This window comes from Mycolicibacterium vinylchloridicum (genome assembly GCF_013404075.1).
Classification (GTDB): Bacteria; Actinomycetota; Actinomycetes; order Mycobacteriales; family Mycobacteriaceae; genus Mycobacterium; species Mycobacterium vinylchloridicum.
In genome coordinates this window covers 79,231-93,965 of sequence record NZ_JACBJQ010000022.1, presented here as the reverse complement: position 1 = coordinate 93,965, position 14,735 = coordinate 79,231, and the positions used below count along the sequence as shown (strand labels likewise).

The 14,735-nt window shown below is 67.0% G+C and carries 16 protein-coding genes; 6 read left to right on the top strand and 10 right to left on the bottom strand.

Annotation, left to right across the window (positions count from 1 at the left end):
• The first annotated feature begins 133 nt into the window (after positions 1-133).
• The gene (locus HPC46_RS19340; protein WP_179472808.1) at positions 134-1,024 is read left to right on the top strand and encodes a PAC2 family protein; all 891 of its coding nucleotides are present in this window, start codon (positions 134-136) and stop codon (positions 1,022-1,024) included.
• Here HPC46_RS19340 and HPC46_RS19335 read toward each other — a convergent pair.
• The gene (locus tag HPC46_RS19335; RefSeq protein WP_179472805.1) at positions 1,021-2,325 is read right to left on the bottom strand and encodes an HNH endonuclease signature motif containing protein; all 1,305 of its coding nucleotides are present in this window, start codon (positions 2,323-2,325) and stop codon (positions 1,021-1,023) included. The genes HPC46_RS19340 and HPC46_RS19335 overlap by 4 nt on opposite strands.
• Before the next feature lie 126 nt (positions 2,326-2,451).
• Between HPC46_RS19335 and HPC46_RS19330 the strand changes: the two genes are divergently transcribed.
• Both HPC46_RS19330 and HPC46_RS19325 read left to right on the top strand, forming a co-directional pair.
• Positions 2,452-3,627 carry an acyl-CoA dehydrogenase family protein gene (locus HPC46_RS19330; protein ID WP_179472803.1) on the top strand — a complete coding sequence of 392 codons (1,176 nt, stop codon included), beginning with the start codon at positions 2,452-2,454 and terminating at the stop codon, positions 3,625-3,627.
• Between the two features lies 1 nt (position 3,628).
• Positions 3,629-4,729: an acyl-CoA dehydrogenase family protein gene (locus HPC46_RS19325; protein WP_179472801.1), complete on the top strand. Its 1,101-nt coding sequence runs from the start codon at positions 3,629-3,631 to the stop codon at positions 4,727-4,729.
• A 3-nt stretch (positions 4,730-4,732) separates the two neighbouring features.
• Here the strand turns inward: HPC46_RS19325 and mshC are convergent, their stop codons facing one another.
• The 7 genes from mshC to HPC46_RS19290 form a co-directional block, all read right to left on the bottom strand.
• Positions 4,733-5,971, bottom strand: a complete 1,239-nt coding sequence (mshC, locus tag HPC46_RS19320; protein WP_179472799.1) for a cysteine--1-D-myo-inosityl 2-amino-2-deoxy-alpha-D-glucopyranoside ligase — start codon at positions 5,969-5,971, stop codon at positions 4,733-4,735.
• 101 nt (positions 5,972-6,072) lie between these two features.
• The gene (locus HPC46_RS19315) at positions 6,073-6,834 is read right to left on the bottom strand and encodes a 3'(2'),5'-bisphosphate nucleotidase CysQ (protein ID WP_179472797.1); all 762 of its coding nucleotides are present in this window, start codon (positions 6,832-6,834) and stop codon (positions 6,073-6,075) included.
• 17 nt (positions 6,835-6,851) lie between these two features.
• The gene (locus HPC46_RS19310; RefSeq protein ID WP_179472795.1) at positions 6,852-7,670 is read right to left on the bottom strand and encodes an Rv2133c family protein; all 819 of its coding nucleotides are present in this window, start codon (positions 7,668-7,670) and stop codon (positions 6,852-6,854) included.
• Positions 7,667-8,251, bottom strand: coding sequence for an Rv2134c family protein (locus tag HPC46_RS19305; RefSeq protein ID WP_179472793.1), 585 nt, complete (start codon positions 8,249-8,251; stop codon positions 7,667-7,669). The genes HPC46_RS19310 and HPC46_RS19305 overlap by 4 nt, the downstream gene beginning before the upstream one ends.
• Before the next feature lie 103 nt (positions 8,252-8,354).
• Positions 8,355-9,047, bottom strand: a complete 693-nt coding sequence (locus HPC46_RS19300; protein ID WP_179472791.1) for a histidine phosphatase family protein — start codon at positions 9,045-9,047, stop codon at positions 8,355-8,357.
• On the bottom strand, positions 9,044-9,877 hold the full coding sequence (locus tag HPC46_RS19295; RefSeq protein ID WP_179472856.1) for an undecaprenyl-diphosphate phosphatase: 834 nt from the start codon (positions 9,875-9,877) through the stop codon (positions 9,044-9,046). The genes HPC46_RS19300 and HPC46_RS19295 overlap by 4 nt, the downstream gene beginning before the upstream one ends.
• Positions 9,878-9,916: 39 nt before the next feature.
• Positions 9,917-10,228: a hypothetical protein gene (locus HPC46_RS19290; RefSeq protein ID WP_179472789.1), complete on the bottom strand. Its 312-nt coding sequence runs from the start codon at positions 10,226-10,228 to the stop codon at positions 9,917-9,919.
• Positions 10,229-10,369: 141 nt separating this feature from the next.
• Between HPC46_RS19290 and HPC46_RS19285 the strand changes: the two genes are divergently transcribed.
• Genes HPC46_RS19285 through HPC46_RS19275 form a run of 3 tightly spaced genes read left to right on the top strand, consistent with a single transcriptional unit; the run spans position 10,370 to position 12,710 of the window.
• Positions 10,370-11,401, top strand: coding sequence for a YncE family protein (locus HPC46_RS19285; RefSeq protein ID WP_179472787.1), 1,032 nt, complete (start codon positions 10,370-10,372; stop codon positions 11,399-11,401).
• A 20-nt stretch (positions 11,402-11,421) separates the two neighbouring features.
• Entirely contained in the window at positions 11,422-11,652 is a 231-nt protein-coding gene (locus HPC46_RS19280; RefSeq protein WP_036423004.1) for a DUF5703 family protein, read from the top strand.
• Positions 11,652-12,710, top strand: coding sequence for a quinone-dependent dihydroorotate dehydrogenase (locus HPC46_RS19275; RefSeq protein WP_179472785.1), 1,059 nt, complete (start codon positions 11,652-11,654; stop codon positions 12,708-12,710). The genes HPC46_RS19280 and HPC46_RS19275 overlap by 1 nt, the downstream gene beginning before the upstream one ends.
• An 8-nt stretch (positions 12,711-12,718) precedes the next feature.
• Here HPC46_RS19275 and HPC46_RS19270 read toward each other — a convergent pair whose 3' ends face one another.
• Both HPC46_RS19270 and HPC46_RS19265 read right to left on the bottom strand, forming a co-directional pair.
• Positions 12,719-14,233, bottom strand: coding sequence for an alpha/beta hydrolase (locus HPC46_RS19270; RefSeq protein WP_179472783.1), 1,515 nt, complete (start codon positions 14,231-14,233; stop codon positions 12,719-12,721).
• On the bottom strand, positions 14,193-14,723 hold the full coding sequence (locus HPC46_RS19265; protein ID WP_179472781.1) for a YbhB/YbcL family Raf kinase inhibitor-like protein: 531 nt from the start codon (positions 14,721-14,723) through the stop codon (positions 14,193-14,195). The genes HPC46_RS19270 and HPC46_RS19265 overlap by 41 nt, the downstream gene beginning before the upstream one ends.
• Between the last annotated feature and the right edge of the window lie 12 nt (positions 14,724-14,735).

Sequence of the window (14,735 nt, the reverse complement as noted above, 5' to 3'; positions counted from 1 at the left end):
GATTGCGGCCGAAGGTATTTCACTTCACGAACACCGGCCGCCGGGAACCCACGGGCCATAACACGACACACCACGCCCACGGTAGTCGGACCGACATGGCTCATTGGGGCGGAGCAGGCCTTACGCTGAACTTGTGACCCCGTCGAACTCCAGCGGCGCGAAAGGCCCGGATCTGCCCGAACTGCACAACACGATCATTGTTGCGGCTTTCGAAGGCTGGAACGACGCCGGTGATGCCGCCAGTGACGCGCTCGAGCACCTCGACGCGATCTGGGAAGCCGACACGATCATCGAGATCGACGACGAGGCCTACTACGACTACCAGGTGAATCGTCCGGTGATCCGACAGGTCGACGGCGTGACGCGCGAGCTGGTGTGGCCGTCGATGCGGATCTCGCACTGCCGGCCGCCCGGCTCGGACCGCGACATCGTGCTGATGCACGGGGTGGAACCCAACATGCGGTGGCGCACGTTCTGCGCCGAACTGCTGGCCATTGCCGACAAACTGAACGTCGACACCGTCGTGATCCTCGGCGCCCTGCTGGCCGACACCCCGCACACCCGGCCGGTACCGGTGTCCGGCGCTGCCTACTCCCCCGAGTCGGCCAAGTTCTTCGGGCTCGAAGAGACCCGCTACGAGGGGCCGACCGGCATCGCCGGCGTGTTCCAGGACGCCTGCGTGGCGGCGGGTATTCCGGCGGTGACATTCTGGGCCGCAGTGCCGCACTACGTGTCGCAGCCGCCCAACCCGAAGGCCACGGTCGCGCTGCTGCGCCGCGTCGAAGACGTGCTCGACATCGAGGTGCCACTGGCCGATCTGCCCGCCCAGGCCGAGGAATGGGAACAGGCCGTCACCGAGATGACCGCCGAGGACGAGGAGATCGCCGAGTACGTGGCCTCCCTCGAACAGCGCGGTGACGCCGACGTGGACATGAACGAGGCGCTGTCGAAGGTGGACGGCGACACGCTGGCAGCCGAGTTCGAGCGGTACCTGCGCAGGCGCGGTCCCGGCTTCCGGGGCTAGGCGGCGCCCGCGTCGTCTGCCGGCGGGTCCGTGTCGTTTTTCAGTAGTCGTTCTGGATGATGGAAGTCGTTGGTGCCACCGCGCAGCGGGACGTCGGGTGGTGGGCTCCAGTGGGTTTGACCGTCGGGGATTTGGTGGGTTTCCCAGCCGTGGTTTTCGACGAGGAGGTTGTCGCATTTGCAAGCCAGGGTGAGGTGGTCGATATCGGTGGTGCCGCCGTGTTTCCAGTCTGTGGTGGCGTGATGGACCTGGCTGTTGTAGCCGTTGACCGTGCAACCCGGTGCGGTGCAGCCCCGATATTTGGCCAGCAGCATGATCCGCTGATCAGCCGACGCCAAGCGTTTGGACCGGCCCAGCCACAGTGATTGCCCGGTGATGCCGTCGAACACCGCCAGATACTTGTTCGCCGGAGCGTTCATCCGGATCAGATCCGAGATCGGGATCAACGTCCCACCCGCGGTCACCGCGTGGCCGGCACCCTTCTGCAGGTCTTGCAGGGTCGTGGTCACAATCATCGTGACCGGTAACCCGTTGTGCTGACCGAGTTTCGGATCCCCCAGACGGTCACGCACCAGCCGCGACAGAGCATCATGCTGGCGTTGGCTGTGGCTGCGCAGGTCGTCGGGCTCGGGGGCGGCGAGTTTGGCGAACACGGCATCCAGCTCGGCGCGCAGCTGCGGGGTGGCCACCACCTTCCCCACACTCATCCCGTCGGGGCGCTGCCCCCCAGTCCACAAGAAGCCGCGCTTGCGGGCCCGGTCTTCCTCGGAGAACTTCCCGTCGGGGTTGAGGTGCGTCGCGAGTCGATCGGCGACTTTTTCCAACTGATCGGGTCGCATGGTCTGGGCGTGCTGGGCCAGGGTGCGTTCGGCCTTGTCCACCTCGACCGGCCCGACGTGATCGGGCAGGTCACGGAAGAACTTCTGAATCACCCGCACGTGCTCAGCGTCGAGAAGGCCGGCATTCCAGGCCTTCCCCGTCTCGGGCAGCAGCGGTGCCAGCGGCTCGCCGGTCAACGTGGCCCGCGGCGAGAGTTGTTCGGCATCCCGGATGCGGCGCTTGGCGGCCGTGCGGCTGATCCGCAACACGTCAGCCAGCACGAACGAAATCGGCGGGCAGCCCTCATAGCGCTCCAGGCGAGTGGTCTGGGCGTGGGACACCGCGACCTGGCGGCGCACCGCGCTTTCCAGCCGCTCGAGGGCCGCGAAGCGTTCCGGCGCCGGCAGCTCCTCGATATCCGCGGCAGCCACGAGTTCGACCGCGGCGTCGAGCGCATCTAACGCCACATTGATCGAACCCATACTTCGAACACTAGTGCGAACCACCGACAAGAATCGCCGTCAATGGGTGGTCCTGCCGACTGGTTGGTAGGGCTGCGCTAACGTGCAGTGGATACCGCCGAGTAACAACGAATTGAGGTTGCGCTCGTGAAACTGGCACTGAGCGACGAGGACGCGAAGTTCCGCGACGAGTTGCGCGAGTTCTTCACCACCCAGATTCCCGCCGACATCCGGGAACGGGCCCGCACCGACAGCCTGAACTTCCCGGATGACGCGATCACCACCCAACGCATCCTGAACAAGGCCGGCCTGGGCGTGCCAAACTGGCCCGTCGAATGGGGCGGCAAAGACTGGACGCCGCTGCAGCGCCAGATCTGGGCCGACGAGATGCGCCTGGCGTGCGTCCCCGAACCGCTGGCCTTCAACGCCAGCATGGTCGGACCGGTGATCGCCCACTTCGGGTCGCAGGAGATCAAAGAACGCTTCCTGCCCCCGACTGCCAACCTCGACATCTGGTGGTGCCAAGGCTTTTCCGAGCCCGAAGCCGGTTCGGACCTGGCATCGTTGCGGACCGTCGCGATTCGTGACGGCGACGAGTACGTGATCAACGGGCAGAAGACCTGGACGACACTCGGCCAGTTCGCCGACTGGATCTTCGTGCTGGCCCGCACCAATCCCGACGCGCCGAAGAAACAGGCCGGAATCTCGTTCATCCTCGTCGAGATGAACACCCCGGGCATCACCATCCGCCCGATCAAGCTGATCGACGGCAGCTACGAGGTCAACGAAGTCTTCTTCTCCGACGTCCGGGTGCCCGTCAACCAGCTTGTCGGCGAAGAGAACCAAGGCTGGACCTACGCCAAGTTCCTGCTGTCCAACGAGCGCACCGGTATTGCGCGGATCGGCACCACCAAGCTGTGGCTCGCCGACGTCAAGGAGCACGCCGCGCAGACCAAGGTCGGCGCGGGCAGTCTCCTCGAGGATCCGCTGTTCGCGGCCAAGGTCGCCGAGATCGAAAACGAGCTGCTGGCACTGGAACTCACCCAGTTGCGGGTCAGCGGTGACGAGGCGACCGGCAAGCCGAACCCGGCGTCGTCGATCCTGAAGCTGCGCGGTAGCCAACTGCAGCAGGCGATCACCGAGCTCGCCGTGGAGGTCGCGGGCCCGGATGCGCTGCCGTTCGACGGTGGCGCCGATATCGAATCGCCGCTCTGGGCACAGCACGCTGCGCCGAAGTACCTGAACTACCGCAAGACCTCGATCTACGGCGGAAGCAACGAGGTTCAGCGCACCATCATCTCGTCGACGATTCTGGGACTGTGACATGAATTTTGACCTGACCGACGAACAGGAACTCCTGCGCGACACCGCTCGCGAGGTGTTCTCCCGTACCTACGACATCGAGACCCGCAACAAGATCGTCGATTCCGAACTCGGCTGGAGCCGCGACGTGTGGCGCCAGCTGGCCGAAATCGGCATCCTGGGCCTCGGTTTCGAGCCCGAAGAGTCCGGCCAGATCGAGATCATGGTCGTGATGACCGAGCTCGGTCGACGGCTGGCACCCGAACCGGTCGCCACCGCCGCGCTGATCCCCGGCGGCCTGATCGCCGATCTCGGCTCCGATGAGCAGCGCGCACTGCTCGACGAGGTCGCCGAGGGCGAGAAGCTGCTCGCCTTGGCCCACTCCGAGAAAGGTCTGCGCGGACTGGACGAATTGTCAACCCGCGCAACCAAAGACAATGACAGCTGGACCATCACCGGACGTAAGAACCCGGTGCTGGCCGGCGGTAGTGCCGACGTCCTCGTCGTCACCGCAAGCCTGCCCGACGGCGGGGTCGGAGTCTTCCTCGTCGACGCCGCGGCGACCACCCGCCGTCCGTACCGGACCTTCGACGGGCACCGCGGCGCCGAGATCGACTTCACCGACGCGCCGGCACAGCAGCTCGGCGACGGTGATTCCAGTGAGCGCATCCATGCCGCCTTGATCCGCTATTCGTCGGCGCTGTGCGCCGAGGCTGTCGGCGCCATGGATGAATCGCTGCGCCTGACGACGGAGTACCTGAACGCCCGCAAGCAATTCGGCGTGCCGCTCAAGACCTTCCAGACGCTCACCCAGCGCGCCGCAGACATGTACGTCTCGCTGGAACTGGCCCGCAGCATGAACTACTACGCGGCGATGTGCATCACCGACGGCCGGCTGGACCCCGTGGTCGCGGCCCGGTCCAAGATGCAGATCGGACGTTCGGGGCGCCACATCTCACAGGAGTCGATCCAGATGCACGGCGGTATCGGTGTCACCGCGGAGTATCCGATAGCCCACTACGCCGCGCGGCTGACGGCCATCGACCAGACCCTGGGCTCGGCGACCGATCAGTTGCGATTCCTGTGCAAGCAGGTCGGCGCGTACGGCGTCGTCCAGCTGTAGGCCCTAGAGCGATACACCCAACAGAGCATCGACGGCGGCCGCCAGGGCGGCGGGGGCGGTGTCGTCGTGCCCGCCGTACTCCAGCGCGTCGGTGACCCAACCATCAATGGCGGCAAGCGCTTTGGGGGTGTCCAGATCGTCGGCCAGGTACTGGCGCAGCCGCCCGACGACGTCGGCGGCATCCGGTCCTGCCGACAGCGCGGCGGCCGAGCGCCAGCGATGTAACCGGGCATTGGCCTCGTCGAGCACCGCGTCGCTCCAGAACCGGTCGCTGCGGTAGTGCCCGGCCAGCAGTCCGAGCCGGATGGCTGCCGGGTCGACACCCTGGGCGCGCAAACCGGAGACCAGCACCAGATTGCCGCGACTCTTGGACATCTTGTGCCCGTCCCAGCCGATCATTCCCGCATGGACGTAATGCCGCGCGAATCTGCGCTCGCCCGTGACGCATTCGGCATGCGCAGCGGAGAATTCGTGGTGCGGGAAGATCAGGTCGCTGCCGCCGCCCTGAACATCGAACCCAAAGCCGATGCGGTTCAACGCAATCGCCGCACACTCGACATGCCAGCCGGGCCGGCCCGGACCGAACGGGGCGGGCCAGCTGGGCTCGTCGGGGCGAGCTGCGCGCCACAGCAGTGCGTCGAGCGGATCCGCCTTACCCGGGCGGTCGGGGTCGCCACCGCGCTCGGCGAACAGCCGCGTCATCGTGTCGCGGTCGTACCCCGACTCGTAGCCGAACTGCGTGGTGGCGTCGGCGCGGTAGTAGATGTCGGGGTACTCGGCATCATCGACCACGTAGGCCGCACCCGAGGCCAGCATCTTCTCGACCAGCTCGACGACCTCGCCGATGGTGTCGGTCGCCGCGACGTAATCGTGCGGCGGCAGCACCCGCAACGCCGTCATGTCCTCGCGGAACAGCTGGGTCTCCCTGGCACCGAGTTCCCGCCAGTCGATGCCGTCGCGATTGGCCCGCTCGAACAGCGGGTCGTCGACGTCGGTGATGTTCTGCACGTAGTGCACCTGGTGCCCGCCATCGAGCCAAACGCGGTACACCAGATCGAAGGCGAGGTAGGTCGCGGCATGGCCGAGGTGGGTCGCGTCGTACGGAGTGATCCCGCAGACGTACATCGTCGCGGTCTCCCCCGGCGAGGTGGGGCGGAGCTGGCGGTCGGCGGTGTCGTAGAGGCGTAGCGCCGGCCCCCTACCGGGCAACTGCGGGATATCGACGGCCGGCCACGACTGCATGGCCTCGACTCTAGGGGGTTCGCTGTTCACTGCACTCCAGTGGTGAGGGGGCCGGCCTTCTCGCCACACATTGACAACGGGGCGGCCCGTTTGATTCCCGGCTAGCTGGCCAGCCACATGGCGTCGAGCAGCAGATCGGCGACTTCCGGCCGGCACATCAGGAGATCCGGAAGGTAGGGGTCGGGCTGGTTGTAGCGCAGCGGCGACCCGTCGATCCGGGTGGCGTGCAGGCCCGCGGCCTGCACCACGCCTGCGGGTGCGGCCGAGTCCCACTCCCACTGGCCGCCGGCGTGGATGTAGGCGTCGGCGTCGCCACGGACGACGGCCATCGCCTTGGCACCCGCCGATCCGATCCGGAGAAACTCGATGTCGAGGCGGTCCCGCAGCCGCCACAGCACCGCGGGCGGGCGGTTGGAGCTGGCCGTGATGCGGATGGGACCGGGCCGCGGCGGCGGCGGCGCGGTCACGGTGTCCGACCGGAAGACCTCGCCCATCGCCGGAAGCGCCACCGCGGCGTCCGTGATCGAGCCATCGGGTCCGCCGGTCCGCTGCCACAGCGCGACGTGCACTGCCCAGTCCGGACGCCGCGGCATCGAGAACTCGCGGGTGCCATCGAGCGGATCGATGATCCACACCCGGTCGTTCTTGAGCCGTTTCAGGTCGTCGTAGGCCTCTTCGGAGAGCACCGCGTCGTTGGGTCGTTCGGCGCGCAGACGGCGCAGGATCTGCGCGTTGGCCCGCACGTCACCGGCATCACCGAGGGCGGGCGGGAAGTCGAAACCGACCTCTTCGCGAACCGCGAGCAGCAACCGGCCCGCCTCTTCGGCGAGGTCGGCGGCCAGCGCCGCGTCGGTCATGGACATCACGTCAGTATCACTGGTCAGAACGCCGGCCACGGAATCGGGCGGTGTCGATCGGGGCCGGGCATCACCGGCTCGCTCAGCAGCGTCCGGACCCGTTTGCGCAATGCGGCGACCTCGGCGGCGGTGATGTGTTCGCGCAACTCGTCGGCGAGCGGGCCCGCCAGCTTCTCGCCGAGGGCGGCGACCGACTCGAGCGACTGGTCGTCGACCGGCTTTCCGGCCCAGCCCCAGAGCACCGTGCGCAGCTTGTCCTGCGCGTGCAGCGACACCCCGTGGTCGACCCCGTACACCCGATTGTCCACGCCGCTCAAGATGTGGCCGCCCTTGCGGTCGGCATTGTTGACGATCACGTCGAAGATCGCCATCCGTCGCAGCCGCGGGTCGTCGGCGTGCACCAGCGTGACGTCATTGCCGGCGTAGTCGTAGGCGTGCAACACCGAAAGATAGCCCGGGGGAATCGATCCCGGCGGGCACAGGTCGACAAGGTCCGGGCCGGCCGGGCGGCTCTCGTCGCTGTCGCCGGGCTGGTCGACCCATAGCTGCAGCATGCCGGGTCCGGCTGGTCCGTCGCGAATGATGGTGTACGGCACGATGTTCCAGCCCAACGCCGTCGACACCAGGTAGGCGCCCAGCTCGCGGCCGGCCAGTGTGCCGTCCGGGAAATCCCACAGCGGCTGCTCACCGGCAACCGGCTTGTACACGCAATGCACAGCATGGCCTGACCAGGTCGCTTCGCAGAGGAAGGTGGCGTTACTCGCCGAGCGGATACGCCCGAGAAGAGTCAGTTCGCCGCAGCGCAACGCCTCGCGGGCCGACGCCTCGTCGCACCCCGTCACGACTCGAAATCGTCGTCGGTCTCGCCCCAGGCCCCACGCCGATATCCGTTGGTACGCACACAGATGTGGCCGTCGGGGTCGAGCGGCTCGTCGCAAAGCGGGCACGGCGGACGGCCGGCCGAGATGACGCGGGTGGACCGGGAGGCGAACTGGCGAGCCGACTCGGGCGTCAAGAAGACCCGCACGGCGTCAGGACCTTCCTCGGCGTCGTCGAGCACGACCGATGCGTCGAATTCGGTTTCGGAGACCGCGAGCAACTCGACCACGACGGTCTGCGCCTCGGCGTCCCAGCCCAGACCCATCGTGCCGACCCGGAACTCCGCGTCCACCGGTGTGACCAGCGGGCTGAGATCCTCGATATCGGTCTCCGGCGGCAGCGGCGTACCGAACCGGCGGTTGATCTCGACGAGCAGCGCGCCGATCCGCTCAGCCAGCACCGCGACCTGTTGTTTTTCCAAGATCACCGAGATCACCCGGCTGTCGTGGACCGCCTGTAGGTAGAAGGTCCGGTTTCCGGGCTGCCCGACAGTCCCGGCCACGAATCGGTCGGGTGTGCGGAAGACGTGAATTGCGCGGGGCATGTTGGTTCCAAAATACCGGCATCAGGAGCTGAGTCGTAATTCGGCGGCGTCGAGTCGACGATGCCGCCGAGGAACGAGGCGGAGGAGGAGCAAGACATCGGCGCTAGTCCGTCGACCCGCCCACGACGGCATCGCCAGCGGATTTGTCGTCGGCGGTGGGCGGCGGCGCAGACAGCGCCGACGCGAGTTCGGCGCCGGTGTGGTTGACATGCACCACAAATGGGCGCATCGGCGTGTAGCGGATCACACTCATCGACGCCGGGTCGGCGGTGATCCGCTGGAAACTGTCCAGATGCGCGCCGAGCGCATCGGCGACGACGGACTTGATCACGTCACCGTGCGTGCAGGCGATCCACAGCACGTCGTGGCCGTGCTCGTCGGCAAGTCGGCGGTCATGCTCGCGGACCGCCGTCACCGCGCGTGCCTGCACCTGCGCCAGTCCCTCACCGCCCGGGAAGACGGCCGCGCTCGGCTGCTGCTGCACCACCGACCACAGCGGCTCCTTCATCAGGTCCCCCAGCGCCAGCCCGGTCCACTGGCCGTAGTCCACCTCGGCGAGCCGATCGTCGATCACCGGCTCCACGCCGAGTTCGGCGGCCAGCGGCTCCACGGTGAGTCGGCAGCGTAGCAGCGGCGACCGCACGATGGCCCTGATCGGCAGACCCTTGACCCGCCCCACCAATGCTTGCGCCTGGTCCTGACCCTTCTCGTCGAGTTCGACGCCTTCGGTCCGGCCGGCCAGCGTATGCGCGGTGTTCGATGTCGAGCGGCCGTGCCGCAGCAGGATGACGGTCACGCGGCCGCCACCACGCCCGAGGCCAAGAGGCCCATCACGACCAGCGCGAGCACCACCCGGTAACCCACGAACCAGTACATGACGTGGTGCGCGACGAACCGCAACAGCCAGGTGATCGCCGCGAAACCGACGACGAAGGCGATGACGACGGAGACCAGCAGCTGCGGACCGGTAGCGCTCATCCCCTCGGTCACCGGGTGAAATGCGTCGGGCAGCGAAAACAGCCCGGAGGCCAACACCGCTGGAATGCCAAGCAGGAAACCGAATCTCGCTGACAACTCGCGGTCCAGACCCAAAAACAGGCCAGCACTGATCGTCGACCCGGAGCGCGACACTCCGGGCACCAGCGCCAGACACTGGGCAATGCCGACCAGCAGACCGTCCTTCCACGTCAATTGCTCGAGATGCCGGGTCTGCCTGCCGAAGTACTCGGCGGCTGCGATCACCCCGGAGAACAGCAGCATCGCGGTGGCGATCACCCAGAGATTACGGACCTCGCCACGGATCAGCTCCTTGAACGTCACGCCGAGGATCACGATCGGCACCGTGCCGATGAGGACGTACCAGCCCATCCGGTAATCGACGTTGTCACGGTGCGCCTTCACGAAGAGCCCGTTGAACCAGGCCTTCAGGATCCGCCAGATATCTTTCGCGAAGTAGATCAGGACCGCAGCCTCGGTGCCCAGCTGCGACACGGCGGTGAACGACGCTCCGGCATCCCCGGTGAAGAACACCCCGGACACGATCGCCAGGTGGCTCGATGACGAGATGGGCAGAAACTCGGTCAAACCCTGCACGACCGACAGTACGACGACCTGCAACCACGACATCGGCTCCACGGGCCGACCGTACTGGATGGATCTGGAAGATCAGCGCGCGGCGCGAGCGACGGGCTGGGCGGCCGCCACGGCATCACGCACGGCGGCCGTCAGGCTGCGCTCATCATCGATGTCGAAATCGGTGAGGCTGCGGGTCGCGGTAGCCACCACGTCCTCTTCATGGGGCACCGGACCGGCAAGCCGCGGGTGGTAGACCTCGACGAGTAGCTGACCACGGTGCACCCGGAACGAGAAGCTGCGACCATCGCCGAGGTGGCCAAATCCGTTGGCGAACACACCAGTGGAAATGTCCTCGATAGCAAACTCGCGTCTGTCGGACTGCGGTGTCACGGCCAAGGTCATCAAGACACCATAACGCGGGTTACGGCCCGAGAAAAGACAAAGTGGTCAATTTGTCTCCACCCGGCACCTCTAGAATTCCTGATCGACAGGAGGCGACTTGTTCGCCTGATCTTGAACACATCCGAGGGCTACCCGTTGCCAATGCGTGTAAACAGGGGCGGTTTGCGCAGGTCGACCGCCGTCTTGTTGGCGCTGGCGGCCCTCGCGACCGGATGTTCGGAGAATCCGCTCACCGCTCCGCCGCCGACGATCGAGCCCGCTGCTCCCGCGGTGTCCCCGCCGCCCGCAACGCGGCCGGCGGGTGAGTTGATGCCGCTCGGCGGCCGCCCGGAAGCGGCGATCTTTGACGAACGCAGCGGGTCACTGGCCGTCCTGGCCCCGGGACCCGACCCGCAGTCACCGGCGACGCTGACCCTGTTCGCCGTTTCCGGCGGTACCCGCGAGCTCACCTTGCCCGGCCCGGCGACGGCGCTCGCCGGTGACGGCAAGGGCTCGGCATACCTGGCGACCCGGGGCGGCTATTTCACCGTCGATCTGGCCGCGGGCGCGGCGACACCGGTGTCGATCGCCGAGGAGGCTGACACCGATTTCACCGCCATTGCCCGGCGTGCCGACGGCCGGCTGGTCCTCGGCAGCGCCGACGGCACCGCCTACACCCTCGGGTCGGAGACCACGGTGGCCGAAAAGGTGAAGATCTTTGCGCGGGTCGACGCGATCGTCACCGAGGGGAACAACGCCGTCGTGCTCGACCGCGGACAGACGTCGGTGACGGCACTGAACAGCGATGGGCGCACCCAGCAGGCGCTACGCGCCGGCGAAGGGGCCGCCACGATCGCGGCCGATCCCACGGGCCGGGTGCTGGTGGCCGACACCCGCGGTGGCCAGCTGTTGGTGTTCGGTGTCGACCCGCTGATCGAACGGCAGGCCTACCCGGTTCCGCAGGCGCCCTACGGCTTGGCCGGATCGCGCAATTTGGCGTGGGTTTCTCAGACCGCGGCCAATATGGTTGTTGGTTACGATCTGACGACTGGAATACCCGTGGAGAAGGTGCGTTACCCGACCGTGCAGCAACCGAACTCGCTGGCTTTCGACGACACGTCCGACACTCTGTATGTCGTGTCGGCGACGGGTGCCGGCGTACAGGTGATCCGCAACGCGGCCGGTGCCCGGTGAGCACGGCGCACCGAGGGCGGATGCCAGCGAGCTGGGAAAACGAACTGTCGGACGACTACGAGTGGATCCCGCTTCGGCTGCCGCCGGACGTGACCCGCATCAGCGCTTCGACGCGACTGTCCATCGAGGCCGAATACCGTGGCTGGGAGCTGACCAGAGTGCGCCTGTACACCGACGGAAGTCGACGAGTTCTGCTGCGGCGCAAGAAATCTCGACTCAACGGTCAGACCTCCGACCAGCCCGGGCTGTGATGTACGCAGCACTGCGGCGGGCATTCTTCCTGGTGCCGGCCGAACGTATCCACACCCTGGTGTTCGGCATGCTGCGCGCCGCGACGGCCACCGAGTTGACGCGCCGGCAGTTGCGCCGCCGACTGGCGCCACAGGATCCGGTACTGGCCAGCACGGTGTTCGGGGTGCGGTTCCCTGGACCGCTCGGGCTGGCCGCCGGTTTCGACAAGGACGGCCTCGGCCTGAACACCTGGGGCGCATTGGGATTCGGCTACGCCGAGGTAGGCACCGTGACCGCTCAGCCACAGCCGGGCAACCCCCAGCCGCGACTGTTCCGGCTGCCCGACGACCGCGGACTGCTCAACCGGATGGGATTCAACAACCACGGTGCCGGCCACCTCGCGCTGCAGCTGGCACGCAACCGTCCCAAGGCGCCCATCGGCGTGAATATCGGCAAATCCAAGATCACCCCGCCCGAACTCGCCGCCGACGATTACCGTTCCAGCGCAAGGCTTCTCGGCCCGCTGGCCGACTACCTGGTGGTCAATGTCAGCTCCCCCAACACTCCCGGGTTGCGTGACCTGCAAGCGGTCGAGTCGCTGCGGCCGATCCTGTCGGCCGTGCTGGAAGAGACCACGACTCCGGTACTGGTGAAGATCGCCCCCGACCTGTCCGATGACGACGTCGACGCAGTCGCGGACCTGGCCGTTGAACTGGGGCTGGCCGGGATCGTGGCCACCAACACCACGATCTCGCGGGCCGGCCTGCGCACACCCGGGGTCGACGACCTCGGGCCGGGTGGGATCTCCGGACCGCCTGTCGCACATCGATCCCTGGAGATCCTGCGCCGGCTGTATGCGCGGGTCGGCAGGGATGTCGTACTGATCAGTGTGGGCGGCATCGAAACCGCCGACGACGCATGGGAACGCATCACCGCCGGTGCGTCACTGCTGCAGGGCTACACCGGGTTCGTCTACGGCGGTGGCTTGTGGGCCAAAGAGATTCACGACGGCATCGCCACGCGGCTGCATGCGGGCGGCTTCGGTTCGCTCAGTGAGGCGGTCGGGTCGGCACGCTAGCTCCGGCGTCAACAACGAGAATCCTTCGGCGGCAAGGCGAGGTCGATCAGGTAGGCCGCCGCGTAATCGTCGACGCAGGCGTTGCCGTGAAACACGACAGTGTGTTGCGTGCCATCGAAGGTCAGCAACGCGCCCCCGAACTGCTCGGCCAGCTCGACACCGGCCCGGTACGGCGTAGCCGGATCGCGCGTAGTGGAGACCACCAACACCGGCGGGAGACCGGGCGCCGACACGGTATGCGGGCCGCTGGATGGCGGCACCGGCCAGAACGCGCAAACGTCCAGCGGCGCATTGCCGGTGAACTGCCCAAAAGTGGCGAAGGGCGCCACCTGTCGCAGCTGCCGGTCTTTGTCGACGGCCTTTGCCCGGTCGGTGTTGGCCGGCGCATCGACGCAAGTCACGGCGTTCTGGACATCGTTGATGTTCGTGTAGTGCCCGTCACTGTCGCGGGTGAAGTACGCGTCGGCCAGTTTCAGGAGCACGTCGCCGCGACCCTGGTCCAGCTCGGACAGCCCGTAGCGCAGAGTCGACCACATCTTCGGCGAGTACAGCGCCATGATCGTGCCCGTGATCGCGTCGCTGAAACCGAGTCCCCGGGGATCCTCGGTGTCAGCGGGCCTGGTCACCAGCGGGTCCACCAACTGGTGGTAGACGTCGACGGCTTTGGCCGGGTCGGTGCCGAGCGGGCACCCGGAGTCGTGGACGCAGTCGGCGACGAAGGCGTCGAAGGCCTTCTGGAATGCCGCCGCCTGGTTGATGCTGGCCTGGATCGGATCGGCGTTGCGATCGACAGCACCGTCGAGGATCATCGCCCGGACCCTGTCGGGATAGGCCTCGGCGTACGCCGAAGCGATTTCAGTGCCATACGAATAACCCAGGTAGTTCAGCTTCTCCTCGCCCAGCGCGACGCGGATCCGGTCGAGGTCCCGCGCGACGTTGACTGTCCCGACATTGGCCAGGAAGTCGGCACCCATTTTGTCCAGACAGCGCCCTGCGAACTGTTTCTCGATGTCCTCGATGTGGGCGACACCGGACGGGCTGTAGTCGACCTGAGGATCGGCACGATTGCGGTCATTGTCCGCATCGGAGTTGCACCACAGCGTCGGAATCGACGCGCCGACCCCGCGAGGGTCGAATCCGACGAAATCGAACTGCCGGCGAACGTCCGGCGGCAGCGCACCCACCAGCTTGACTGCCGCATCCACTCCTGACCCGCCCGGCCCGCCGGGGTTGACGACAAGTGAGCCGATCTTCTGGCCGGTCGCAGGAAACCGGATGAGCGCGAGACGGGCGACGTCGCCGCTGTCTTCGCCATAGTCCACGGGCACTTCGACCTCGCCGCACTCGGCACCGGCCGTGCGGCACGGCGACCACTTCACCGGCGCCGGAGGCCCCAGCGCAGGCGTCGTTGCCTCGGGCTTCCCGCCGACTGCCGTACTACAACCGGCGACCAGCGCGATGACGGCCAGCGCGCCGAGGAGCCTAATGTTGCTCGTACGTACCGTGAATGACCGCGCGCGCAATTGCGTTCATGAACAGGTTGAAGCCGAGGTAGGCCGGGCTGGCGTCCTCGGTGAGCTCCAGCTTCTCCACCTTGAGCGCGTGCACGGCGACGTAATAGCGGTGGTAGCCGTGACCCTGCGGGGGCGCGGCACCGAGGAAGCGGCGGATGCCCGCGTCGTTGACGAGGGTCAGGGCGTCGCCGGGCAATAGCGAGCCGTCACCGACGCCGGACGGCAGTTCGGTCACGGTGGCCGGCAGGTTGGCGACGGCCCAGTGCCAGAAGCCCGAGGCGGTCGGCGCGTCGGGGTCGTAGACGGTGACAGCGAAGCTGCGGGTCTCCTCCGGGAATCCCGACCAGCTCAGCTGCGGCGAGACGTCCTCACCGCCGGCCCCCATGATGCCGCTGACCTGAGCGTTCTTCCACGGCTGCCCGTCTTCGAAATCGGTACTGGTCAGCGTGAAGCTGGGCAGCTCGGGCAGGAACTCGTACGGGTTGTAGGGAAATGCCATGTGACGGGCTTC

Bases quoted from the DNA above. Each gene is read 5' to 3' on its own strand.
- HPC46_RS19335 (WP_179472805.1), bottom strand. From the start codon at position 2,325: ATGGGTTCGATCAATGTGGCGTTAGATGCGCTCGACGCCGCGGTCGAA.
- HPC46_RS19325 (WP_179472801.1), top strand. From the start codon at position 3,629: ATGAATTTTGACCTGACCGACGAACAGGAACTCCTGCGCGACACCGCT.
- mshC (WP_179472799.1), bottom strand. From the start codon at position 5,971: ATGCAGTCGTGGCCGGCCGTCGATATCCCGCAGTTGCCCGGTAGGGGG.
- HPC46_RS19315 (WP_179472797.1), bottom strand. From the start codon at position 6,834: ATGTCCATGACCGACGCGGCGCTGGCCGCCGACCTCGCCGAAGAGGCG.
- HPC46_RS19305 (WP_179472793.1), bottom strand. From the start codon at position 8,251: ATGCCCCGCGCAATTCACGTCTTCCGCACACCCGACCGATTCGTGGCC.
- HPC46_RS19295 (WP_179472856.1), bottom strand. From the start codon at position 9,877: ATGTCGTGGTTGCAGGTCGTCGTACTGTCGGTCGTGCAGGGTTTGACC.
- HPC46_RS19290 (WP_179472789.1), bottom strand. From the start codon at position 10,228: ATGACCTTGGCCGTGACACCGCAGTCCGACAGACGCGAGTTTGCTATC.
- HPC46_RS19285 (WP_179472787.1), top strand. From the start codon at position 10,370: ATGCGTGTAAACAGGGGCGGTTTGCGCAGGTCGACCGCCGTCTTGTTG.
- HPC46_RS19280 (WP_036423004.1), top strand. From the start codon at position 11,422: ATGCCAGCGAGCTGGGAAAACGAACTGTCGGACGACTACGAGTGGATC.
- HPC46_RS19275 (WP_179472785.1), top strand. From the start codon at position 11,652: ATGTACGCAGCACTGCGGCGGGCATTCTTCCTGGTGCCGGCCGAACGT.
- HPC46_RS19265 (WP_179472781.1), bottom strand. From the start codon at position 14,723: ATGGCATTTCCCTACAACCCGTACGAGTTCCTGCCCGAGCTGCCCAGC.